This window comes from Mesorhizobium australafricanum (assembly GCF_033977265.1).
Classification (GTDB): domain Bacteria; phylum Pseudomonadota; class Alphaproteobacteria; order Rhizobiales; family Rhizobiaceae; genus Mesorhizobium; species Mesorhizobium australafricanum.
Window position 1 is genome coordinate 115982 of the sequence record NZ_JAVIIT010000013.1, and the last position, 21876, is coordinate 137857.

A 21876-nucleotide genomic window follows, 5' to 3' on the forward strand; every position below is an offset into this window, starting at 1 on the left:
GCAGGCGGCTTTTTGACCAAGTGACTCTGGGAGGAGTAATGGTCGAAATCATATCGAAGCGCGACGGCTCGCGACGCGAGGACGCCGCGATAAAGCGTTTGATCGAGCAAAACCGCGCAACCATCACGCGGCTCGCCGATCATATCAGCGGCGGCAGCTATTCGGCGCGCAAGACGGCAAAGCCGAAGCCGGAAGCAAAAGGCCTCATCATCCATTCCGTCGGCAGCGCAAGGCCCACCGCCGACGCGAGCTCCAGGATCCGCATCAGCCTCAACGGTCGGGTGATCGCGGTGGACGAGAACTCGGGCCGGCAACTCCATCATATCGGCGATCTCAGACGCAGGGACGGAACCGACGTCTTTGTCCTCGCGACCAAGGTCAATCAGTATTTCTCGCCGGTCGACGAGGACATCGCGGCTGCCTTGGCCGATCTCGACGGCGGCCGGCTCGGACCGGATTACGGCGAAGAGCAGCTTGCCGCGGATATCGGCAACAGGCTTGGCATGACCTGAGGTGGGCGAGAGCGTACGATGGTTAAATGAAGCGTAGCACCGGCCAGGACGAAAGGCTGCTCATGACGCATCCCGCCCGCCATCCGATGCGTGCCGACACGCTTGTCGCGCCCAGCTATGACGAACGCGCGACCATGCGAGCCTGGGAGACGTTGCTCGCCGGCGACAGCGAGCGAGCCGGCAACGGCTTTCCGGTGCGCTCCCTGATCCACGACTCCTGGAGCCGCTGCGCCACAAGCGGCATCAACGCCCAGCAGAGCGAAGCGCCGCTGGAGAACGGCAAGGACCATATAGAGCTGCTTTCGCGCTCCAACGGCGAATTGCTTGCCGCCGCGCGGCGGTCCTTCTTCACCATCGGCCGCCTTCTCGATGGGACCGGCGCCATGCTGGTGCTGACCGACGGTGACGGCGTGCTCATCGATGCCATCGGCGACAAGCGCACGATCCATGACGGCAGGGATATCCATCTCGCCGTCGGCGGGAAGTGGACCGAGGACGTCGTCGGCACCAACGGGATCGGCACAGCACTTTGGGCGGGCGAGCCGGTCTTCGTGCATGCGGCGGAGCATTTTTGCGCCGGCATCAAGTCATGGACATGCGCCGGCGCGCCCATTCGCGATCCGATCGATGGAAACACCATCGGCGTGGTCGACCTTTCAGGCCATCCAGACATCTTCCGGCCGCACAATACCGTGCTGGTGGCGGCAGCCGCGCGCGAGATCGAGAAGGCGCTCGCCGAGCAGCAGATGGAGGACCGCGCGCGCCTGCTCGAGGCCTTCATCGCTTCGGCCCCCAACTATCGCCGGCGCGACGGATTGATGATCGTCGACCGCCGCGGCCGGCCGATCTACTGCAACAACCTCCCAGAGGAAGCCGCGCGCGAGTTGCTGGCCGAGCCGTCCGCGAAGAACCCGAACGCCAGGTTCCTGGTCAAGCTGCCCGAGCTCGGCTCCGGCATCGAACTGGGCGACGCCCTGCCGGCATCGCTGCGGTCCTGCCACATCAGCGCGCTCGAGTTCGACGACGGCCTGCGCGGCGCCGCCCTCGTCTTCCCGGCACGGGGATCGACCACGATCATCTCGGACAGCCGCAGAACGCAGCTCAAGCAGATCGAGGCTGCGTCGGCGCTGATCATCGGCGAGAGCGAGCCTCTGCTTGCCGCCGTCGACATCGCCTGCAGGGTCGCGGAATCTAAGGAAGTCACCTCGGTCCTGCTCGAAGGCGAGACGGGCGTCGGCAAGGAGCTGTTCGCAAGGCTCGTTCATATCGGCAGCCGCGCCTCGCAGAACAGCCCGTTCATCGCCGTGAACTGCGGCGCGATCACAAAGGAGCTGTTCGGCAGCGAGTTGTTCGGCCACGTGCCGGGCGCCTTCACCGGCGCGAGCCGCGACGGAAAGCCCGGCGTGTTCGAGCTCGCCAATGGCGGTGTGCTCAGCCTCGACGAGATCGGCGAAATGCCGCTCGAGATCCAGCCGTTCCTGCTCAGGGTGCTGGAAGAGCGCGTGGTCCATCGCATCGGCGACAGCCGCGCCCGGCCTGTCGACGTGCGCCTGATCGCCTCGACCAACCGCGATCTGAAGCGCGAGGTGGAAGCCGGACGGTTCCGCCGCGATCTCTACTACCGCATCTCGACCGTCTCCATCCGCGTGCCGCCCTTGCGTGACCGTGGCAGCGACGTGCTTTTGCTTGCCGAGCACTTCAACCACAAGATCTCGGCCCGGTTGGGATCGGCGCCGCTTGAATTCTCCACCCAGGCCATGGACGCGTTCGTGGCCTACCAATGGCCGGGCAACGTGCGCGAGCTGAAGAACCTGATGGAGCGGCTGCATGTGCTGTCGCGCGGCGCGGTCATCGACCTGCGCGATCTGCCCGAGGAAATGCTGGGTGCCGGAACGGCGAGCGCGAGCACGGAAATTCAGGTGACGGCTCCGGCATCGGCAGGCGCGACCGGCGCGCCGCCTTGCGCTATCGCAGCGCCTGTCCGCAGCATCGAGGATGCCGAACGCCAGGTGATCAGGGACGCGCTGGCTGCGGAAGGCGGCAATTTGAGCCGCGCTGCGCTGCGCCTCGGGGTGTCGCGTCCGACGCTCTATCGCAAGCTCGATCAGTTCGGCATCCGGCGCGGCTTCATATAGAGCATGATCCTGAAAGTTACAGACTTTTCGGGATCACACGCCAAAAGCGCTGCACCTTTTCGGGATCATGTACACATTAAAGCATGTCTTCCGAAACCGGTTCCCACATTCGGGAGACATCTTCAATCCGTCTATCGACCTGGCAAAAACCCCTGCGGCATGCGGCCGCGAGGTTCAATGCATGTCGCCCAGAAGTGTGCAGCGGTTCTGGGACAACGACATGCATCAAAACAAAGACTTAAAGCGCGTCGCCTGAATCCGGTTCAGCGCGACGCGCTTTAGAGCATGCCCCCGAAAAGTGTGCAGCGGTTTTTAGAAAAGATCGTGCTCGAACAAGAGGATAGAGCGAGACGACGACTCGAAGAAAGGTCGTCCCGCTCTCGGGATGTTCGTCGGCTCGTATATCTTCAGGCAGCGATCTCGAAGAGGATCAGCTCTTCACGACAGCCCCGGTCACTTTCTCTGAAATATATCCGAGTATGTTGCCGACAATCAAGGACAGCACCACAGCGAGCGCGACCTTGATGATGCCGCTGGCGCCTTCGCCATAGGCTGCGGCACCAAGTAGAAAAAGCGCGGCGGTTGTTGCATAGCCATAGACCGCTGACGGAATGGCGCTTAGCAACGGTAGCTTGCTGGCGAGAATCAGCACGATAATTGAAATGCCGACGCAAATGCCGGCCATGATCGCCGTCACGCCAATGGAAGTCAGAGCTATCAACGCGCCAGCGGCGCAGATCGCCCCCCATAGGTTCGCAACAGCTGAATTTTTGAATCCGGCTTCCTTGCCGCCGCAGTGGTAGAAGCTCCCCCAGCCTACAAACACCGCCCAGATCAACAGATAGGGGTTGCCGATCGTGATCGCTGCCCACGTTACAATGCCACCCATAATGCCGATGACGACGGCCAGTCCCGTAATCAGATCCATGTTGTCCTCCCTTTTTTCCGACGAAGCTATGAAGCTCGTTTCAGGATCGCGCTTCGCATGATGTCCTGATCCCGAAAACCCCATGGCGTCGGCCATGGGATTGAAGAAGAATTGCCGGCCCGAGTCCGGATCGCGAAGGCCTCACGGCATCATGCCGTGGGGCCAAGATCGTCGCCGTCCGACGCCTGGGCTCAGGCCGGTTGTGCGGCGCCTTCGACATCGACCGCCCGGTTGCGCTGCAGCAGACCGGCCGCGGCCGCTCCCAGACAAGGCGCCAGGATGTAGAGCCACAGTTGCGAGAGGGCGGCGCTGCCGGCGAACAGTGCCGGACCCAGCGCACGGGCCGGATTGACGGACGATCCCGAGACCGCGATCCCCGCGAGGTGGATGGCGACAAGCGTCAGCCCGATCGCCAGGCCGGCGAGCGCGCCGGCGCCGCCGGGCGCGGTGCAGTTGAGGATGACGGTCACGAACAGGAAGGTCGCCACCAGCTCGAACACGAATGCCGAAGTCGCCGAGTAGGCCGACCAGCCGTTCTGCGCAAAGCCGTTCGCTGCGACATCGTAGCCGCCGGCCTTGCCCGCGGCGATGAGGTAGAGCACCCCGGCCGAAACGATCGCACCGGCACATTGGGCGATGACGTAGCCGACAAAATCACCGGAGCCGAGCCGGCCGGAGACCAGGAAGCCAAGACTGACGGCCGGGTTGAGATGGGCGCCGGAAACCGGACCGATGGCGTAGGCCATCGCCACGACCGAGAGGCCGAAGGCAAAGGCGACGCCGAGGAGGCCGACCTCCGAGCGCATGAAGAGAACGGTCGCGCAGCCGAAGAAGACCAGCGCGAAGGTACCGACGAATTCGCAGATATATTTGTTCATGTGTGTCTCCGATGATTGACCGCGAGCAACCGGGCCCTCAGGCTCCGGAGCAATCGCTTGAAGGGTGGATGACCGCGGCGCGACGCACCGCGGCCGGTTGTTCCGGATCACTGGCGCCCGAGCTTCTCCGCGCCGCCGCCACGCGCCGGCCCTTCGGTGGGGTCCTCGTCCTCGGCCAGATCACCGACCAGCGTTTCGGTGGTGAGGATGAGCTTGGCGACCGACGCGGCATTGCTGAGCGCCGCGCAGGTGACGCGAACCGGGTCGATGATGCCGGCTTCGTACATGTTCTGGAATTCGCCCTTGTCGGCGTTGTAGCCGTAACCGCCGTTGACGCTCGAAATCTTGGTGACCACCGCATCCGCGTCGCCGCCGGCATTGGTGACGATGCGCCATAGCGGACGCGAGAGCACCGACTTGACCAGCCGCACACCTTCGGCGACGTCGCCATCGACCTTGGCCAGCACCTCGTCGAGCACCGGGGCTATTTGCGCGAGCGCCACCCCGCCGCCGGCGACAACGCCCTCCTCCCACGCGGCGCGGACCGCCGAGAGCGAGTCTTCGATGAGCTGGATGGTGCGCTTCTGTTCGACCGGCGTGACGCCGCCGGCATAGAGAACCGCCGTGCCGCCGGACAGTTTGGCCAGCCTTTCGCGCAGCTTGTCCTGCTCGACATTCGGCGGCGCGACCTCGTACTGGCGCTGCACCTGGGCTCGGCGCGCGGCGATCGCCTGGGGCTGGCCGCCGCCGCGGATGACGGAGGTGTGGGTGGCGCTGGTGCGGACGCGCTCGGCCGAGCCGAGATCCTCCTCCTGGATGTCCTCGAGCCGCCCGCCGAGATCGCGCGCGATCACGCGGCCGCCGGTGAGGATCGCCAGGTCCTCCATCATGGCCTTGCGCCAGTGGCCGTATTCCGGCGGGTGCACCACAAGGTATCTGCCAGGCCCATTCTTGCCGAGCAGCGTGACCACGACGTCCGGCGACATCTCCTCGGCAATGATAAGCAGCGGCCTGTTCTGCTTTTCGGCGATGGCCCTGGCTGCATCGAGCGCCTTCGGCTCCTTGATCTTGAGGTCGCTCATCAGGATCAGCGGCCGCTCCAGCACCACCTCCATCTTCTCCTGGTCGGTGACCATGTGGTGGGAGAGGTAGCCGCGATCGAAAGACATGCCTTCGACCACGTCCAGCGTCGTGTCCCTCGTCACACTGAAGTCGGTGGTGATGACGCCATCGGCGCCGACCCGCTCATAGGCCTCCGCGACCAGGGTGCCGAGCTTTGGATCGGTCGCTGCGATGTTGGCGACGGCGGCCAAATTGCCGTTGGACCTGGCCGGCTTCGCCGACGCCTTCAGCGCCTCCACGACCCTTGCCACCGCAAGGTCGATGCCCCTGACCAGGTCGACGGATTTGGCGCCGCGCTCGTTGGCTTCCACGCCGTTCTGGACGAGAGCGTTGGCAAGCACGATCGCGGTCGTGGTGCCGTCGCCGGCGACTTCGTTGGTCTGCATGGAAACCTCGCGCACGACCTGCGCGCCCATGTTCTCGAACCGGTCATGCAGCTCGATCGATGCGGCGATCGACACGCCGTCACGGGTGACGATGGGCGTGCCGATCGGGCGGTCGATCATGGCGTTCATGCCCCGTGGCCCGAGCGTCGGCTCGACGGCGGCGGCGAGTTGGTGGACGCCCCTGGCGAGCGCGCGGCGAGCATGTGAGTTGTGGATCAGTAATTTGGGCATGGCTCCTCCTTCGCCGTAGGGACGGCGCTTTGTTGCGGCCTCCTCGAGGAGGCTTTTTCAGCTATGTGCCGGACGGCTTGCGCAGTCCCGGGGCGGCACGCGGTCCAGGATGAAGTCGACCAGCGTCGGTTCGCCGTCCACCACCTCCAGTTCCTTGTACCGTGTGGTCTTCAGTCCACGGCACAGCGCGCCGTTGAACTCCATGTTGATGCGCACGCATCTGAGCTCGGCGAGATGGGCACCAAGCGCTTCCGTCGGGATTGGCGACCCCTCCCAGGTGACGAACACAGGCTCGGTCGGCCGCCGGCCGGGCCACCGCAGCAGCAGCGCTTCACGGTATCGCGGCTTCTGTTTGACAGCCTCTTCGCCTTCGAGCCTTGCGGTGTCGTAGGCAAGCAAGTCCATGCCCAGGATCTCGCGATCGGTCAGGCCTTGCCGCCGCAGTCCGAGAAGCATCGCCTCCTGGCGCCTCAGATAGGCCTTTCGCGCAAAGATCCCGCGCAGGCCGGCGATGTCTTCGTCGCCGGCCAATTCGCCGAATATCTGGCCGAATGTCTTTCCGGCTTCGACGCCGCGGTTTACCTCCTCGGCGAACATGTGGTCGTGCAGCCGGATCCGGTAGGCGGGCGACCAGGACAGCGCTTCGAGCGCCTGGCGCATCCCGTCCAACATCAGGAAGGCGAAGTTCGGTGAGCACCAATAGGTCGGCAAGCGAAAATCGACCGCCACGGACCCGTCGGCCAGAACCTCGGCCCCCTCGACGAAGCCCATGTCGGTCACGGGCTCGTCGAGTTCGGGATCGTTGACGCCTTCCAGGCGCCGCCGGAGCTCGCCCTGGCGGTTGCCTCGCGGGTCGGCCAGCACGCTCATCGCCGTCACTCCGCCGCGATCCGCAGCGGCGATTTCGCGAGCGCCGCCTTCTTGGCCTCCACGTCGATGTCGTAGAGCCGTGCCGCGTTGAGGCCGAGGATCTTCTCCTTGATCTCGTCGGTCAGTTGAACGCCCCGCTCGGCCGCGATGTCCTCGGGAATCTGATAGGCCCAGAGCTTCTCGACGAGCCAGCGCGGCGTCCAGATGCCGTAGTCAGAACCGAACAGGAGCTTGTCCGGGCCGAGCCAGTAGAGCAGTTCCGCGATCACCTCGCCGAAATATCGCGGCCGGTTGTGAATGAACGGCAAAGCGACCGCCAATCCGCCGTAGACGTTGGTTTCCTGCACGGCGACCCAGCAGAAATCGTCGAGCCTGGGCAGGCCGCAATGCTCGATGATCCAGTTGAGGTTCTGGAAATCCGTGGCGGCATGGTCGACGTCATGAACGTCGAAGGAATCCTTGGCCAGCGGAATGATCGTCGGCCCCTTATGGACATGGATATTCTTGATGCCGAGCTTCTCGCAGAGATCGAAACACCGGTAGGCGTCCGGATCGTTCAGGCGCCAGCCCTTGGAGGCTCCATTCCATTCGGCCGTGTACATCTTCACGCCCTGAATGTCGTAGGTCTCCTTCATGTAGTGGATGTATTCGATCGCCTTCTCGCCGTCGCGGGGATCGAAGGAGCCGTTGACGATGAATCGCTCGGGATAGCGTTTCGCCACTTCCGCGTTGCGCTCGATCGTGTTGAAGCCGTTCTTGTAGAAATCCTTCAGATAGGTCGACTGGATGATCGCCACGTCATCCGGTCCGTTGATGAAAAGGTCGCTATAAAGGTCGTCGGCGCTGTATTTCTCGAACTTCTCCTTTGGCCAGTATTCCTCTTTCGGGCTGAGGAACGTGTGATAGCCGTAGAAGCAGTCGATGAACTGCTTGCCATGGATGTTGCGCTGGTTCGCGGGGCTGCCGTCCCAGAAATGGGTATGGCCGTCGACCACGAAGATTTCCTTGCCTTCCGGTGTGATGAACATGTTTCTGCTCCGCAAGTCGGAATTATTGGTTTGTCGGCGCGCCGCGGAAGCGCGGCGCGCCCGTATCGAGACCTGCTCAGATGTACTCGAAAACGTCGTCCATATTGCCGAAGAGGATCACCGTGTTGTCGTCGACACGGACCATGCGGCCGTAGTGGGTGGACGTGTTGACCTCGAAGATCTCGGCGGTCATCTCGCGGCCCAGATAGTTGCCGATCTCGTCCATCTTGAAGATCAGCTTGCCATGGCCGTCGATACGGATGAGCGCCGGCTGATAGGTGACGGTCACATTGGGCTTCGAGCTCATGAATTCGGCGATGGCGCGTGCCTCGACCGAGTCGTTCATGGTCACCCCGCATTGGTCGGAGATGGTTTGCTCGAAGGTGATGTCCTTCATCGACTTGAAAATATTGTCGTGTGAGGCATCGCGGGCTACTGTTGACATGTGGTGTCTCCTGATTGCGATTGCGATTAGAGGCCGAGTTCGCCGATGATCTGGCCGATGCGCTCCTGCGAGGCGGCACGCACGTCGTCGAACGAGACCGGCTTGGAGTGCGGCGCCGACCAGATCGGCTGCAGGCCCTGCGCGGCCTTCTCGGCAAGTGCGCGGTGCTTCTTCAGCCAGCCCTTGAAGAGCTTCTGGTTCGCGGCCGCGTGCTTCTCGTCATGCGCGAGCAGGTAGATCAGGTCGATCGTGTTCGCGAGGTTGCGCTCGTAGTCGGCCTCGGCGGCCGAGATCACCGGCGGCGTGATGAAGTCGTGGTTGGCCGCCGCCACCTGCATCAGGAAGCCGGAGCGGAACAATTCACCCACCAGCGGCTCGAAGACGATGTTGGTGGCGAAATACTGCTCGAGGTAGTCGCTCGTGCCCATGATGGTCTCGATCGCCTCGCGAGTGCCCTGCCAGATGCCGTCCTCGAGCCAGGCCTTCTTGCCGAGCTCGTCGTTCCAGCCGGGAATGTCCATGCCGATCTCGGCGAGGTAGAGCGTGATGTCCTGCGCCAGGCGAAGCTTGTAGGAGGAATTAGTCAGCGTGGCGTTGTTGATCATCTGGGTGTAGCCGTAGCGCTGGGCCTGCATGAGCGAGGTGCCCAGGCCGAACTCGGCGTGTTTCCAAGCGCCGAGATGCGTCTGCAGGATCTTCACCCAGGCCTTGTCGAAGCTCTTTGGCGCGCCGGACTTGCGGCCGTTGGCGATGACGCTCTGCACCATCGTTTCGATCTTCGACTGGCGCTGGTAGTGGGTGCGCTCCCATTCCTGATCCGGCGCGCGGAAGGCGTGCCAGTTGGAACTCTGCACCGCCGTGGCGTCCTTGACGTAGGCGCCCTTGCCGTTGGCGAAGGAAATAATCCAGTCCTGGATGAGGTAGCGCTCCGGATCCGGCTGGACGTCGACGGTGACGTCCTCGTAATGCGTGGCGCGCTGGCCTCTGGGTTGGAAATACCGATACTTCCGGCTGTCGGAGTCGGCGAAGATCGCGGCGCCTGCGGCTCCGGATCCGACTGAACTTGATACTGCTGCCATTTTCTCTCTCCCTTTTCAGTTGCTCTCGAAGTCCCGCGCAGGCGGTTCCTAATGGCCGGCGCTTCCGGCCGAAGAGGTGGTGAATCTATCGAAGAAGATGCGTTCGTTCTCGAAGCCGTTCATGAACAGAACCGGCTGCAGCGCATCGATCATGGGCGGCGGGCCGCAGGCATAGACGTCGCCCTGGCCGTCCACCGCGAGTTCCTTGAGCTTGGCGTCGGCTCGCTCGTGCACGAAGCCGCGCTCGCCGTCCCAGGAGGCATCGCCGTTCACATGCGACAGCACCGGGATGAAGTTCAGATCGGGATGTTTCTCGACCAGCGCGGCGATGCGGTCCAGGTAGAACAGATCCTGCTGCGTGCGCGCGCCATAGAAGAAATAGACCGGGCGCTGCTCGCCGCTGTTGAGGTGGTCGTTGAGGATCGACCAGACGGGCGACATGCCGGAACCTGCGCCGACCAGGATCATGGGTCCGTGCCGGTTTTCCCGTCGGAAGCAGGCTCCGTAAGGTCCGACGAGCTTGACGTCGGCTCCGACCTTGATTCCTCCTGAATCGAGCTCTCCTGAGAATTTTCCTTCGGGGTATTTCTTGATGATGAAGGAGAGCCTTTGGGCTTCGTCCGGCGTATTTGCCATGGAGAACGAGCGCGTAATCGTCTCCCCTTTTTCCGTGGTGACCGTGATGTCGACATATTGTCCGGCCCAGAATTTGATCGGGGTGCTGAGGTCGATTTGGATCCCTCGGATGTCGTGCGTGAGGTGTTCGATCGCGGCGATGCGACCCTGGAAGGTCTTCACCGCAATGGCCTTAGCGAGCAGTTCCTCGTCGTAGTTGAGGAGTTCGACTTGCATGTCGGAATAGGCGATCGCCCGGCACAGAAGGATGTGGCCGCTGTCCTTTTCCATGTCGTTGAGCGCAAAGGTCGAATATTTCAGCATGTCGACCTCACCCTCGTTGAGGATGCATTTGCAGGCCGAGCACTGCCCTTCCTTGCAGCCGTGCGGCAACGCGATGCCCTGGCGGAATGCCGCGTTCAGGACCGTCTCTCCGGTCTCGACCTCGAATTCTACGCCGACCGGCTCCAGACGCACTGTGTGAGCGCCGCTCATATGCCTTTTCCTCCCAAAGCTTCGCCGTTCCTTCCGCGCGAGACGAAAGGGCTTAAGTTTGTTGTCGCGGAGGCCGGAAACCGGCCTCCGCGGGATCGAGGGTCTTAGTGGCAGGGGTTGATGGTGAAGCCTGCCCGATACTCCGCCAGATGCTTCTCGCGCTCGGCCGGCGACATCGCGCGCAGCGCGTTGAGCGGCGAGCCCAGCGTGTTGCCGCGCACGTCGTCCAGCGTCCACATTTCCTTGTCGTCGAAGCGCATATGCGGCTGCGGGATAAGCGTCTTGCCGTCACTGCGGACGAAGTTCAGGTCCTTGATGGCGTCGGCCAGGTCCCAACCGTCGTACAGGGTCTCCCACTCGCGCTTGCCGCTGAAGCGGCCCATCGCGGGCGTCGGCCGGCCCTGGTATTCGTCAGCGAAGGCCTCGACTGCGGTCCAGCGGTCGAGCTCGTGGGCGAATGTGTAGAGCTTCCCGTCGATCTCGTCGGTGACCATGTCCTCGCGGATGAGGCAAGGCACCAAGCACGACCAGCAGCGATGCGGATAGACGTAGCCGACGTCACTGTTGAACAGCAGCACCTTCTCGCCCTTGTGGCTGAGCTTGGCATACCATTTCCAGAAGTCGCCGAACTCGGCATACCAGCCCGGATACTTGTGCTCGAACCACTCGAAGTCCTTTTCGTTCTGGGCCTCGATACGCCAGAAGTTCACCGGCCAGCCAACGGCGAAGAACTGGCCCACCTTATGGACGTAGTTCTTCTTGGTGAGGCGTTCCCAGGCCAACTGGACGTCGTCGTGATGGACCTTGATGCCGTATTTCTCGAGCGGCAGCATGTACGTGCGGTAGTAGTCTTCATAGATCCAGCGGTGCCACATTTCCGCGTAAGACTCCTTGTTCTTGTCGCGGTTGGTGGTGCCGTATTCGATGAAGGTGCCGATAGCCGCATCGACGATGGCATGGTTCTGCCAGAAGGCATAACGCAGGTCGCGCTCGAGCAGCAGATGGTTTTCCGGCTCCTTCAGCGCGGCCATCAGCAGCGAGTGACCGTTGCCGATGTGGCGGCTCTCGTCCGACTGCACCGACAAGAAGACGGTCGGCAGCGCATAGTCGCCGTTGCGGGCGGCTTCCGAGGGCATGGCGACGAACAGCGTATTGGTGAAGGCGGTCTCAGCCACGACGGTCAGGTACATGCAGGCAGCGGTCATGGTGTCGCCGGTGATGAACCCTTCGGCGAACTGCCGGCCGATGGTGGTTGCGTAGCACTTGCCGAAGGCTTCTTCGGTGATGTCGAAGCCAGCCGGATCGATGTAGTTTTCCATGTACCACTTCTTCAGATTCATCTGAATCGTGGAGTGACGGAACTCGTCGACCATCTGCATGGTGAAGCCGGTGCGCAAATCCTCGCCGGGAGCAAGGCGGGCCACCATCGCCATCGAGCGCGCCGCCGAGATTTCCGGGAACGGGATGATCGCCAGGAACAGCTTCATCCACTCCACCCAGCGCGGCTCGACATTGCGGAACATGTCGCCGCGCAGCGCCGCATCGAGAGCGCCGTAAACGCGGTTGTCCTTCTCTTCCTGCATCGGGAAATAGGAGCGCAGCACCTGCTTCATCGGGTCGCGCGGCGCCTTGGTGATCTTGTAGTCCGTCGGGAAGGTCATCGCTTCCTGGACGTAGGTCGGGTTCCAACCGAGGTCGGAAATCTTCTTGGTCGCCTCGCCCACGGAGATGCCGCGTTGCGAGGTGATCTTATTGAGCGTCAAAGACGTCATAGCCATAAGCCTCCACCAGATTAGGGTCCCGGACCCCATGGCCCGGGCATGAGCGGCACACACCATCGCCGCCAGTTGCAGATCGAACGGCAGGCGGACAGGGCACAGTCGGGCGCCCGGCCAACCGTTCAAGTGGATCACGGCAAAGGTGTGCGACGAGATCTCCGGAATGCCCTGGCGCCAGGCGCCACTGCGACCCGCATGCGCGGTTTCCGGTCTCCTCCTCCGCTCCTTCGTTCTTGTGGCACCGCGCCAGGCGCGATGGGCTTCTTATGCAAATCAGTGAAGCAAGGGCCGTGCCAGTTTTAGTTAACGCCGAAATCCCCGGTCAACCGCCGGCAAATCAACTTGTTCCCGGTCTGAGATGTCGGCGCCGACAGCCTGCAGAAGTACAACTGTAAAGAATCGTTACATTCGCAATTTACATTTGTAATATTTATCACATATTCGCATTTGCGAAATATTACTTAGCTATTGCAGCACAATCATTTATCGACAACCTTCTACGGCGACTCTATCCTTTAATATACGTGCAGACGAAGAGCAGCCAACGGAACGACCATGCCTGGGAAGGAAGATCGCCCCCTGCCGGGGCGCCAAGAGCAAGACGACGTCACAACCGATCTGGTCCGCCTGATGCCGCGCGACCTGGTGTTCACCATGCGCTTCCTTGGCGAGAGCCAGCATCTGCTGCAACGACATTTCCAGAGCTTCATGGAAGCCGAGATGGCGGCGGCCGGCATGACTCAGGAGACGCACCCGATGATCCATGCCTTCATCGAGCGGCACGCGCTGCTGTTGCGCGATTTCGTCTTCTCGGGCGTCGCGCTCACCCGCCAGTTCCGGATCGAGGAAATCGAGCGCCTGATCGGCGACAGCACCTCGCTGCTGCGCGTCGACATTTGGGATCAGCTCAAGGGCCATATCGCGATGGCCGAACGGCAATTCCGGAGCCAGGTTCCCGGTCTGCCCCAGCTCTTGTCGGGCTGGGCGGCACCGGTGCCGGAGACCCCGCCGGACGATCGTTGAGGATGTCGTCAATGCCGCGAAGCAAAGTCTCCCCACGCCCCCAGGATCGCGGACGGGTCCTCGCGCAGCGCCTTGTGCGCGTCGGCCATGAGCGCGACCAGCACCTCTTTCGGCAGGCCGTTCAGGGCCGCTTGGGCCGCGCGAACCGCCGCCGCTTCCGGGTCCCGCGCGGCTTCGGCGATCGCCCGGCAGCATGGATGCTGTTGGCCCAGCCGCTTTTCGGCGGCCGCGTGCAGCGCCTGGAAGAAAGTCCTGCCGGTGGTCTCGAACATCTCAGATTTCCCCCAGAGCCCAGCCTGCAGCCAGGAGAACCGCGATGACGGACGCCTCATCTATGCGCGTGGAATTGCTGGAGAGGCGCCTGTCGCTCGTGGGGGCCTTGTCGGGGCTGAACGCGGAGGCCTTGAAATGGACCCAGCTCCTGGGCGCGATCGAAATGGACATCCAGCGCATGGAGCTCGAGCTCGGCCGAAGCGGTGCCCCTGAGCAACTGGTGCGGGACTTGCATGGCGCGGAAACGAGCATCGCCTCCATCCGCACCGCGCTGTCGGACTGCGAGGAGCGCATCGCCGCCGCCGAGCGGCAGGTGGACGAGGTCGACCGCCTGCTGGCTACGGCCTGACATGAATGAAGGGAGCTTGAAGCGTGAACCAGCAGAATATACGCAACCTGACATTGTTCGACCTGCTCGCCAGAAGCTGGGCGCTGCCGTCGTCCGTCGAGGCCCTGCACTTCAGCACTGACAGTTCCGCGGCGGCCTTCGCCTGCGCGAACGGCACGATTGCCCTTGCCTCGCTCTCCGATCCCGAGCCGCCGGAGTCGCGCGTCAGGGTAAGCGCCGATCTCGGCCAGACGACCATCCGGCCCCGTGAGAAGCCCACGGCGCCGGTCATCGTCACCGAACGCCTTTGCGACGGCGCGCCTTTGATGGCCGTGTCCGGAAAATCGGAATTTCTCGCCGGCGCGTCGGACGGCAGAATCGTGCGCGTGACCGTGACCGGAGAGATCAGCAATACGCAAATCCGGCTGGACGGCGCGATCATGGCCCTCGATCACGCTCGCGGGCAAGGGTTGACGGCCGTCAGCGACGGGGCGGAAGTCCTTCTTGCAAACGCTCCGGGCGGCATCGTCCGCTCGTTGGCGCGGCACGGCGGCGACGTCGCGGCGCTCGGCTTTTCTCCCTCCGGACGGCAGCTTGCCGTATGCCACGGCAACGAGATTTCGATCTGGACGCTCGTGGGGGAACCCGCCCTGGCGCGAACGATCAGTTTCCCTCAGCCGCCGGCGGCGGTGCGGTGGAGCGCCGACAGCGAATGGATCGCCTGCCCGCTGGCATCCGGCGGATTCGGCGTCGCCCGTCTCGCCGACGGGAAGGCGGGCGCCGTCAGCGATTTTCCTGCCAAGGTGCGCACCGTGTCCTGGAGCGAACGCGCCGATGCGCTGGTTGCCTCCGGCGCCTTCCGCATCGCCGCCTGGTCGATGAAGCTGCCGCCGCTCGAGGGCGAGACCAGGGGCGCGATCGTCACCGGACGTCCCGGCCTGGTGGTGGTCGAGGCGGTGGCGGGCCACCCGACCCGGCCGATCGCGGCCGCCGGTTTCGCCAATGGTCAGATCGTCGTCGCCCAGATCGGCGAGCGCGACGAACTGCTGGTCAGGCCCTCCGGCGGAGCTGTCACGGCCCTGGCCTGGTCCGCCGACGGCCGCCACCTGGCGGCGGGCACCGCTGACGGAGGCGCCAGCCTCATCACTTTCCCCGCCCAGATGTTCAAATGACAGCCGACAACGATCAGGAGGAAACGATGCAGACACAGTTGACCCCGGAAGAACTGAGCAAGGACGCTTTCTTCCAGCAGCTTGCCAGGCTGTCGGAAGAGATGGTGGCCAAGCACGGCAAGGACTTTTCGATGGGCGCGCTGGTGCTCGCGGCCCGCTGGATCGCGGAAAACCGCATCGGCGGCGAAGCGCGCGCGGGAACGCCATCGTGACAGCGCCCTGCCGCGGCGGCGGCGCCGTGGCGACCACAGCCGGAAAGGCATCACGCCGGCGGATGCCGGCGGATTGCCATCTCGGCGCGCTCGCCCTGATAGATGAGGCAGATCGTGCGCAGGAGCGACGCGAAGTTCGCGACCTCGCCGTGCAGGTCCATGGCCTCGTCGTAAAGCGAGGCGACGAGACGCGATACCGATATGCCTTCGCCGACCGCGATGGCATCCAGTATCTCCCAGAACGCCGTTTCCAGCCTGATGCTGGTCGATTGTCCCGAGATGCGCAGGGACCGGCTGGTCTGCCTGAAGCGACGCGGATCGTGCCTGGCCAGGAGCTTGCACATGTCTCCTCCCGGTATGCTTCGGGGAGCGGCGCCGATCCGGGCGCGACCTGCCCAGGCCTTGTTTGCGCGGCTCCAGCTTTCATTGATGCCAACGGACGGCATGACAGCCTCCTGATGCGCGGAAGCGACGCGAGGCAACCATGCGCTGCCCCGCGACAGGGTTCGGCGTTTTGGACCCGGCCGCGCGTCGATCGCGCGACCGGGCCCGGGATTGCATTCCCCCCGTCAGGGAATGAGCACCGCGCGGCCGTGGATCTTGCCGTGGTGGAGATCATGCAGCGCCCTGTTGGCGTCGGTGAGCCGGTATTCGACCGTCGTCAGGTCGACCAGGCCGCGATCGGCCAGCGCCATGAGCTCGACGAGTTCAGCCCAGGTGCCGACCAGATTGCCGATGATGTTCTTCTCGGTGATGACCATGTCGACGGTCGGAACCTTGATGTCCTCGCCATAGCCGACGACATAGTAGCTGCCCATCGGCCGGGTCATTGCCAGGCCCCTGGCGGTGGTGCCTTTCTCGCCGACGAAATCGATGACGGCCTCGGCGCCCTGGCCATCCGTCAGCGCCAGAACGGCCTCGACCTCGTTGCCGTCCGCCTTGACCAGCTTGTCGGCGCCGATGCGTCCGGCGAGTGTCAGCGAGTCGTCCGATTTGTCGACAACGATCACGTCCGCCGCGCACATCGCCTTGAGGCACTGGATGCCGATGTGCCCCAGGCCGCCCGCGCCGATCACCACGCAGCTTTCGCCCGGCAGCAGGTGGCGGCTCGCCTTCTTGGCGGCACGATAGGCCGTCAGGCCCGCATCCGCGTAGGGCGCGACGTCCTTCGGCGCCAGCGTCTTCGGCAGCGCCACGATGTTGCGCTCGGACGTGCAAAGATATTCGGCGTAGCCGCCATTGCAGTCGAGCCCCGGAAACTTTCCAGGACCATGCATGTCGAAGCCGCGGCGGCACGCAAGGCAGGTGCCGCCGGAGATCTTCGGATGGACGATGACCGGGTCCCCGACCTTGATGCCTTCGACTTCCTTGCCGATCGCCTCGACCCAGCCGGCATTCTCGTGGCCCATGATCAGCGGCAGCAGGGCGTCCCCGGTCGGATCCATGTGCGGGCGCCATACACCCTCGATGATGTGCAGGTCCGTGCGGCAAACGCCGGCGCCGCCGATGCGCACGATCACGTCAGTGGACCTGGTGATCTTCGGGTCCGGGACCTCCTGCTGGGAGACCCATTCGCTCCCGGTCAGGCTGTCGTCGTATCTGGTGAGAACCTGGGCTTTCATTGTTGTCTCCTCCGCGGGCCCGGGCATTGCGCCGGCCTTCGACCAAGAGATCAGCAACCCGCATGCCAGATCACAAATTCAAATAGAATCAATGGCTTGATATTCCGGACCGGGGGCGCGTCCGTCCATCGGCTGAACAGTTCCCGGCGCAAGCTGTTCAGTTTCCAGCCAAGCTCAAGTCGATGTCGCGGCGCGTCACGCAGGCGCGCCGCGCTGCGGAGGAACCATGTTGCACCTGTCCGGAATTGACCGCGCGCGCCAGGCGCTGGAACGCGGAGACCGGCTGCCGGGCGGTACGCTGCCGGCGGTGATCGCCGAGAGCTGGCAGCGCTGCCGCGATCTCGGGCTCGATCCCCGCTCGGTCCCGAACGGCGAGGTGATCGCCTTTGCCGAGGTGACCCGCAAGCGCGAGCAGGTCGCGGCATTGCGCCGCCTGGCGCTGGCGGAGATGAAGCTGCTGCATTCCCAGATCGCCGGGTCGAATTTTATCATCGCGCTCGGCGATGCCGAAGGCATGGTGCTGGACACGATCAGCGATCAGCACTTCGCCGACAGCACCGCCGGCCGATCCGTCATCCCCGGCAGCATATGGAGCGAGGCGTGGTATGGGACCAATGCGCTTGGGCTGGCCGCGGCCGGCAAGGAGGCCGTCGCCGTCTACGGGCGCGAGCACTATTTCGCCTGCCACGGCCATTTGAGCTGCATGGCCGCTCCCATCCTCGATTCGAACGGCCGGATCCTCGGCCTCCTCGACGCATCCTGCTCCAACGAGGCACGCCAGCAGCATACCCACGCGCTGGTGCGCATGGCGGCCGCGCAGATCGAAAACGGCCTGATCTTCCAGGAACGCACGGAGTGCTTCATCCTCGCCTTTCACCCACGCGCCGAATATCTGGACACGCTTTCGGCCGGGCTGGTCGCCGTCTCGCGCGACGGCGAGGTGATCTCGCTCAACAGACCCGGCACCTCCCTGCTCGCGGGCCTCCCGGTGGCCGCGGGCAGCCATTTCGACCAGTTGTTCGAGGCAAGCTTCGGCGCCACGATCAGCGGCCTGCTCAATGGCGGCATCACCACTATCCGCGACCGGGCGGGCAGCGGCGTCTTCATGGTGTGCCGCCAGATAGCCCCGGGCGGGCGTGTAGCACCGGCGCGGCGGTCCGGCGGCGCGCCCGCGGCTTATGATGACCGCGCGCCCGATTTCGTGTGCGAGGATCGCAGCCTGAAGCGCGCCGTGGCCGAGATCGGCCGGGCCGCCGCGCTGCGCATGCCGATCCACATCACGGGCGAGACGGGAACAGGCAAGGAATTGATGGCGCGTCATGTCCACACCGTCAGTGGCAGGAAAGGCGAATTCGTCGCCGTGAACTGCGGCGCGGTGCCGGAGCAGCTCTTCATAGCCGAGATCTTCGGACATGAGCGCGGCGCCTATACCAATGCCCGGAGCGAGGGATCGCCCGGCCTTGCGCGCCTCGCCGACCGAGGCACGTTGTTCCTCGACGAGGTCGCCGACATCCCCCTGCCCGCCCAGACCGCGCTGCTGCGCTTCCTCGATTCCATGGAAGTCCGCGCGATCGGCGGCCAGCACACGCACAGGGTGGATGTGCAGATCGTCTCCGCCACGAACCGCGATCTTGCGGAAATGGTCGCCGCGCGAAGCTTCCGCGCCGATCTGCTCTATCGCCTCAACGCCTTCACGCTGCATCTGCCGCCCCTGGAGGCGCGTTCCGATTTCGCCTCGATCGTGCGGCACCTGATGCGCAAGCTCGCGCCGGACGCGGCGATCACCGACGCCGCCATCACGGCGCTTTCGCTGCGGAAGTGGCCCGGCAACATCCGCGAGCTGCAGGCGGCACTGCAGCGCGCGCTTGTCCGCGGCGTGGATTTCGTCGACGAAGGATCCTTCGATGATTGCTCGTACCCGGAACAAACGGACAGCTGCGCGGCCTGCCGCGGACACCCGCTCGACGAGAGCAGGTGCCGCGAAATTCGCCGGACCTATCGCGATGCGTCCGAAAATATTTCGGAAACGGCGCGCCGACTCGGCCTTTCGCGAACCACCGTCTACAAGCATCTCGACCTGTGATCGGCGCCTCCGGCGCGGGTTCGGCAGGCTAAGCGCTATGAGGCGACCGGGCCGATGCCGACGACGGCAAGGCCAACAGGGCGCTTGCTTGCGCCCCTTGCGCGGTCAGGCGCCGCTCCACATCGCATCCGGCACCACCACCAGCTTGCCGACGAAGTCCTTGCCCATGAAGTCGGTCTGGGCGCGGTGGAAGTCCGACAGTTTATAGACGCCGCCGACCAGCGGCTTGATCTTCCCTTCCTCGATGTAGCGCACGATGCGGCGGAAGTCCGCGCGCGTGCCCTGGCTCGAGCCGTGGAGCTGGAGCTGCTTCAGATACATGGTGCGAAGATCGAGCTGCACGACCGGGCCGGCAATGGCGCCCGCCGTGGTGTAGCAGCCTTCGGGCCGCAGGATGCGCAAGAGGTCGTTGAAGATGGCGCCACCGACCAGGTCGGCGACCACATCGATGGGCTCGCCGCCCGTCGCTTCGTTGACAGCGGTGAGCAGGTCGGCCACGCCGCGCGTGATCACGTTCTCGGCGCCGATGTCGAGCACGGCCTGTTCCTTGCCCTTGCCGACGACGGCATAGGGGATGGCGCCGCGCGCCCTTGCCAGCTGCACGATGCCCGAGCCGACGCCGCCGGACGCGCCGGTGACCAGAACCCGCTCGCCAGCCTTCAAGCCCGCGCGCTCCAGCATCTGCTCGCCGGTAAGATAGGCACAGCAAAAGGTGGCGAGCTCGACATCGCTGAGATCAGTGTCGACGACATGCGCGTTTTCGGCAGGCAGCGCCTGATACTCGGCATAACCGCCGTCGCGGCCGTGGCCCATATAGTCGATGTCGGCCAGCGAATCGTCGTCGCGGTTATAGATCGAGAAGTCGACCATGACGCGTTCGCCGATGCGGTCGGCGAAAACCCCTTCGCCGACGGCAACAATGGTGCCCACCGTGTCGGTGCCCTGGATGCGCGGAAAGGTCAGCGTGTTGCCTTGACGGCGCCAGGTCGACACAGCCGCCGCATCCTCTTCCGTGCCATAGGCGCCCTGGCGCACCCAGACATCGGTGTTGTTCATGCCGCAGGCGCTGACCTTGACCAGCACCTCGCCGGCGGCCGGCGCGGGCACCTTCACGTCGGTGCGGTAGACGAGCTTCTCCAGGCCGCCATGGCCCGTAAGCTGCACGGCGGCCATCGTTGCTGGAACGGTTCTGGTCATGGCATTCATATCGCTTCTGTCACTTGTTTCCACGCAATTCCGGACGGAAAACCGTTTCACACTTGTCCTGGAATTGCTTTAGAGGCTTGCAAACACGCCGTTCACGGCATCAGCGGTCTTGGCCACCACGATGTCGGCCTCCTCGCGCGTCAGGCAGAGCGGCGGCGCGAAGCCAAGGATGTCGCCTTGCGGCATGGCGCGGCCGATGACGCCGCTTGCCGCTAGCGCGGTGGCGATCTGCGGCCCGACCTTCAGCGCCGGATCGAAGAAGGCACGATCGTCGCGATCCTTTACGAACTCCACCGCGGCCAGCATGCCGTCGCCGCGCACCTCGCCGACGTTCCTGTGGTCGCCGACAGCCTTGGCGAGCTCGGCGCGGAAATAGGCGCCGGTCTCACCCGCATTCCGCACCAGATCCATCTCGTCGATCAGCTCGAGATTGGCGACACCCGCGGCAACGCAGATCGGATGAGCCGAATAGGTCCAGCCATGGCCAAGCGAACCGAGCTTGTCGGAACCCTTGACCAGCACCTGCCAGACCTTGTCGGAGACGATGACGCCGGAGAGCGGCGCATAGGCCGAGGTCAGGCCCTTGGCGATGGTGATCAGGTCCGGCTTGATGCCGTAATGGTCGGAGCCGAACATGGTGCCGAGACGGCCGAAGCCGGTCACCACCTCGTCGGCGACGAGCAGCACATCGTACTTGGTCAGCACGCTCTGGATTTTTTCCCAATAGCCGGCCGGCGGCGGCACGATGCCGCCGGTGCCGAGGATCGGCTCGCCGATGAAGGCCGCGACCGTGTCCGGGCCTTCGGCAAGGATCATCTCCTCCAGCTTGTCGGCGCAATGTTGCGAGAACTGCTCCTCGCTCATCGAGCGGTCGGCGCGGCGGAAATAATAAGGCGCCTCGGTGTGCAGGATCGGCGCGCGCGGCAGGTCGAAGGCGTTGTGGAACAGGTCGAGCCCGGTCAGCGATCCGGTCATGACGCCCGAGCCATGATAGCCGCGCCAGCGCGAGATTATCTTCTTCTTCTCGGGCCGGCCGAGAACATTGTTGTAGTACCAGATCAGCTTGATGTTGGTCTCGTTGGCGTCGGAACCGGAGAGGCCGAAATAGACCCGCGACATGCCCTTAGGCGCGCGGTCGATAATCATCTTGGAAAGCCGGATCGAGGCCTCGGTGCCATGCCCGACATAGGCATGGTAGTAAGCGAGGTTCTTCGCTTGGCTTGCGATGGCATCGGCGATCTTCTGGCGGCCATAGCCGACATTGACGCAATAGAGACCGGCAAAGGCATCGATGCTCTTCTTGCCGGTGTTGTCCCAGACGGTGACGCCTTCGCCGCCGGCCATGATGCGCGTCGGGCTCTCACCGCGCGCATGCGTGCCCATATGCGTCGAGGGATGGAAGAAGTGGTCGCGGTCCCAGGCCGAAAGTTCGTTGGATTGTTCGAGCATTTTTTT

21 protein-coding genes are annotated in these 21876 nt (G+C 64.0%); 7 read left to right on the forward strand and 14 right to left on the reverse strand.

All coding sequences use genetic code 11. The features are described from left to right. Window positions 1-38 precede the first annotated feature (38 nt). Window positions 39-512: a hypothetical protein gene (locus tag RFM98_RS23035; protein ID WP_320310984.1), complete on the forward strand. Its 474-nt coding sequence runs from the start codon at window positions 39-41 to the stop codon at window positions 510-512. A gap of 26 nt (window positions 513-538) precedes the next feature. Beyond that, on the forward strand, window positions 539-2647 hold the full coding sequence (locus RFM98_RS23040) for a sigma-54-dependent Fis family transcriptional regulator (RefSeq protein WP_320310985.1): 2109 nt from the start codon (window positions 539-541) through the stop codon (window positions 2645-2647). A gap of 430 nt (window positions 2648-3077) precedes the next feature. On the opposite strand, the gene RFM98_RS23045 is transcribed toward RFM98_RS23040, so the two are convergent. The 9 genes from RFM98_RS23045 to RFM98_RS23085 form a co-directional block, all read right to left on the reverse strand. Further along, a complete protein-coding gene (locus RFM98_RS23045; protein ID WP_320310986.1) occupies window positions 3078-3575 on the reverse strand; it encodes a DUF1097 domain-containing protein in 498 nt (165 codons plus the stop codon). Window positions 3576-3766: 191 nt separating this feature from the next. Then, window positions 3767-4453 carry an aquaporin gene (locus tag RFM98_RS23050; RefSeq protein ID WP_320310987.1) on the reverse strand — a complete coding sequence of 229 codons (687 nt, stop codon included), beginning with the start codon at window positions 4451-4453 and terminating at the stop codon, window positions 3767-3769. A 107-nt stretch (window positions 4454-4560) separates the two neighbouring features. Then, window positions 4561-6192, reverse strand: coding sequence for a molecular chaperone GroEL (locus RFM98_RS23055; protein ID WP_320310988.1), 1632 nt, complete (start codon window positions 6190-6192; stop codon window positions 4561-4563). Between the two features lie 57 nt (window positions 6193-6249). After that, the gene (locus RFM98_RS23060; RefSeq protein ID WP_320310989.1) at window positions 6250-7062 is read right to left on the reverse strand and encodes an iron-sulfur cluster assembly protein; all 813 of its coding nucleotides are present in this window, start codon (window positions 7060-7062) and stop codon (window positions 6250-6252) included. A gap of 5 nt (window positions 7063-7067) precedes the next feature. After that, on the reverse strand, window positions 7068-8090 hold the full coding sequence (locus RFM98_RS23065; RefSeq protein ID WP_320310990.1) for an amidohydrolase family protein: 1023 nt from the start codon (window positions 8088-8090) through the stop codon (window positions 7068-7070). Window positions 8091-8166: 76 nt separating this feature from the next. Then, window positions 8167-8535 carry an MmoB/DmpM family protein gene (locus tag RFM98_RS23070; protein ID WP_320216076.1) on the reverse strand — a complete coding sequence of 123 codons (369 nt, stop codon included), beginning with the start codon at window positions 8533-8535 and terminating at the stop codon, window positions 8167-8169. 26 nt (window positions 8536-8561) lie between these two features. Beyond that, window positions 8562-9614, reverse strand: a complete 1053-nt coding sequence (locus RFM98_RS23075) for an aromatic/alkene monooxygenase hydroxylase subunit beta (protein ID WP_320216077.1) — start codon at window positions 9612-9614, stop codon at window positions 8562-8564. Between the two features lie 48 nt (window positions 9615-9662). Further along, on the reverse strand, window positions 9663-10724 hold the full coding sequence (locus RFM98_RS23080; protein ID WP_320216078.1) for an NADH:ubiquinone reductase (Na(+)-transporting) subunit F: 1062 nt from the start codon (window positions 10722-10724) through the stop codon (window positions 9663-9665). Between the two features lie 104 nt (window positions 10725-10828). Beyond that, on the reverse strand, window positions 10829-12502 hold the full coding sequence (locus tag RFM98_RS23085; RefSeq protein WP_320216079.1) for an aromatic/alkene/methane monooxygenase hydroxylase/oxygenase subunit alpha: 1674 nt from the start codon (window positions 12500-12502) through the stop codon (window positions 10829-10831). A 555-nt stretch (window positions 12503-13057) separates the two neighbouring features. Here RFM98_RS23085 and RFM98_RS23090 point away from each other — a divergent pair. Next, a complete protein-coding gene (locus RFM98_RS23090) occupies window positions 13058-13525 on the forward strand; it encodes a hypothetical protein (protein WP_320310991.1) in 468 nt (155 codons plus the stop codon). Between the two features lie 8 nt (window positions 13526-13533). On the opposite strand, the gene RFM98_RS23095 is transcribed toward RFM98_RS23090, so the two are convergent. Then, entirely contained in the window at window positions 13534-13797 is a 264-nt protein-coding gene (locus RFM98_RS23095) for a hypothetical protein (protein ID WP_320310992.1), read from the reverse strand. Window positions 13798-13841: 44 nt separating this feature from the next. On the opposite strand from RFM98_RS23095, the gene RFM98_RS23100 reads away from it, so the two are divergent. The 3 genes from RFM98_RS23100 to RFM98_RS23110 are packed head-to-tail and all read left to right on the forward strand — an operon-like array spanning window position 13842 to window position 15510. Then, window positions 13842-14147, forward strand: coding sequence for a hypothetical protein (locus tag RFM98_RS23100; protein ID WP_320216082.1), 306 nt, complete (start codon window positions 13842-13844; stop codon window positions 14145-14147). A gap of 53 nt (window positions 14148-14200) precedes the next feature. After that, window positions 14201-15298: a WD40 repeat domain-containing protein gene (locus RFM98_RS23105; RefSeq protein WP_320310993.1), complete on the forward strand. Its 1098-nt coding sequence runs from the start codon at window positions 14201-14203 to the stop codon at window positions 15296-15298. A gap of 26 nt (window positions 15299-15324) precedes the next feature. Next, complete coding sequence (locus RFM98_RS23110; protein WP_320310994.1) at window positions 15325-15510, forward strand: hypothetical protein; 186 nt, start codon at window positions 15325-15327, stop codon at window positions 15508-15510. A 50-nt stretch (window positions 15511-15560) separates the two neighbouring features. Here RFM98_RS23110 and RFM98_RS23115 read toward each other — a convergent pair whose 3' ends face one another. Together RFM98_RS23115 and RFM98_RS23120 are read right to left on the reverse strand one after the other, a co-directional pair. Further along, the gene (locus RFM98_RS23115) at window positions 15561-15854 is read right to left on the reverse strand and encodes a ribbon-helix-helix domain-containing protein (protein WP_320216085.1); all 294 of its coding nucleotides are present in this window, start codon (window positions 15852-15854) and stop codon (window positions 15561-15563) included. A gap of 225 nt (window positions 15855-16079) precedes the next feature. Then, window positions 16080-17132, reverse strand: coding sequence for an NAD(P)-dependent alcohol dehydrogenase (locus tag RFM98_RS23120; RefSeq protein ID WP_320310995.1), 1053 nt, complete (start codon window positions 17130-17132; stop codon window positions 16080-16082). A 226-nt stretch (window positions 17133-17358) separates the two neighbouring features. Here RFM98_RS23120 and RFM98_RS23125 point away from each other — a divergent pair, with 226 nt between their 5' ends. Further along, a complete protein-coding gene (locus RFM98_RS23125) occupies window positions 17359-19215 on the forward strand; it encodes a sigma-54-dependent Fis family transcriptional regulator (RefSeq protein WP_320310996.1) in 1857 nt (618 codons plus the stop codon). A 105-nt stretch (window positions 19216-19320) separates the two neighbouring features. On the opposite strand, the gene RFM98_RS23130 is transcribed toward RFM98_RS23125, so the two are convergent. Then, on the reverse strand, window positions 19321-20421 hold the full coding sequence (locus RFM98_RS23130) for an alcohol dehydrogenase family protein (protein WP_320310997.1): 1101 nt from the start codon (window positions 20419-20421) through the stop codon (window positions 19321-19323). 69 nt (window positions 20422-20490) lie between these two features. Then, window positions 20491-21870, reverse strand: coding sequence for an aspartate aminotransferase family protein (locus tag RFM98_RS23135; protein WP_320310998.1), 1380 nt, complete (start codon window positions 21868-21870; stop codon window positions 20491-20493). Window positions 21871-21876 lie beyond the last annotated feature (6 nt).

Coding starts and splice junctions, on each gene's coding strand:
- RFM98_RS23065 (WP_320310990.1), bottom strand. CDS start 8,090: ATGTTCATCACACCGGAAGGCAAGGAAATCTTCGTGGTCGACGGCCAT.
- RFM98_RS23080 (WP_320216078.1), bottom strand. CDS start 10,724: ATGAGCGGCGCTCACACAGTGCGTCTGGAGCCGGTCGGCGTAGAATTC.
- RFM98_RS23090 (WP_320310991.1), top strand. CDS start 13,058: ATGCCTGGGAAGGAAGATCGCCCCCTGCCGGGGCGCCAAGAGCAAGAC.
- RFM98_RS23125 (WP_320310996.1), top strand. CDS start 17,359: ATGTTGCACCTGTCCGGAATTGACCGCGCGCGCCAGGCGCTGGAACGC.
- RFM98_RS23060 (WP_320310989.1), bottom strand. CDS start 7,062: ATGAGCGTGCTGGCCGACCCGCGAGGCAACCGCCAGGGCGAGCTCCGG.
- RFM98_RS23040 (WP_320310985.1), top strand. CDS start 539: ATGAAGCGTAGCACCGGCCAGGACGAAAGGCTGCTCATGACGCATCCC.
- RFM98_RS23130 (WP_320310997.1), bottom strand. CDS start 20,421: ATGAATGCCATGACCAGAACCGTTCCAGCAACGATGGCCGCCGTGCAG.
- RFM98_RS23100 (WP_320216082.1), top strand. CDS start 13,842: ATGACGGACGCCTCATCTATGCGCGTGGAATTGCTGGAGAGGCGCCTG.
- RFM98_RS23095 (WP_320310992.1), bottom strand. CDS start 13,797: ATGTTCGAGACCACCGGCAGGACTTTCTTCCAGGCGCTGCACGCGGCC.
- RFM98_RS23070 (WP_320216076.1), bottom strand. CDS start 8,535: ATGTCAACAGTAGCCCGCGATGCCTCACACGACAATATTTTCAAGTCG.
- RFM98_RS23120 (WP_320310995.1), bottom strand. CDS start 17,132: ATGAAAGCCCAGGTTCTCACCAGATACGACGACAGCCTGACCGGGAGC.
- RFM98_RS23110 (WP_320310994.1), top strand. CDS start 15,325: ATGCAGACACAGTTGACCCCGGAAGAACTGAGCAAGGACGCTTTCTTC.
- RFM98_RS23075 (WP_320216077.1), bottom strand. CDS start 9,614: ATGGCAGCAGTATCAAGTTCAGTCGGATCCGGAGCCGCAGGCGCCGCG.
- RFM98_RS23135 (WP_320310998.1), bottom strand. CDS start 21,870: ATGCTCGAACAATCCAACGAACTTTCGGCCTGGGACCGCGACCACTTC.
- RFM98_RS23050 (WP_320310987.1), bottom strand. CDS start 4,453: ATGAACAAATATATCTGCGAATTCGTCGGTACCTTCGCGCTGGTCTTC.
- RFM98_RS23085 (WP_320216079.1), bottom strand. CDS start 12,502: ATGGCTATGACGTCTTTGACGCTCAATAAGATCACCTCGCAACGCGGC.
- RFM98_RS23055 (WP_320310988.1), bottom strand. CDS start 6,192: ATGCCCAAATTACTGATCCACAACTCACATGCTCGCCGCGCGCTCGCC.
- RFM98_RS23115 (WP_320216085.1), bottom strand. CDS start 15,854: ATGTGCAAGCTCCTGGCCAGGCACGATCCGCGTCGCTTCAGGCAGACC.
- RFM98_RS23045 (WP_320310986.1), bottom strand. CDS start 3,575: ATGGATCTGATTACGGGACTGGCCGTCGTCATCGGCATTATGGGTGGC.
- RFM98_RS23035 (WP_320310984.1), top strand. CDS start 39: ATGGTCGAAATCATATCGAAGCGCGACGGCTCGCGACGCGAGGACGCC.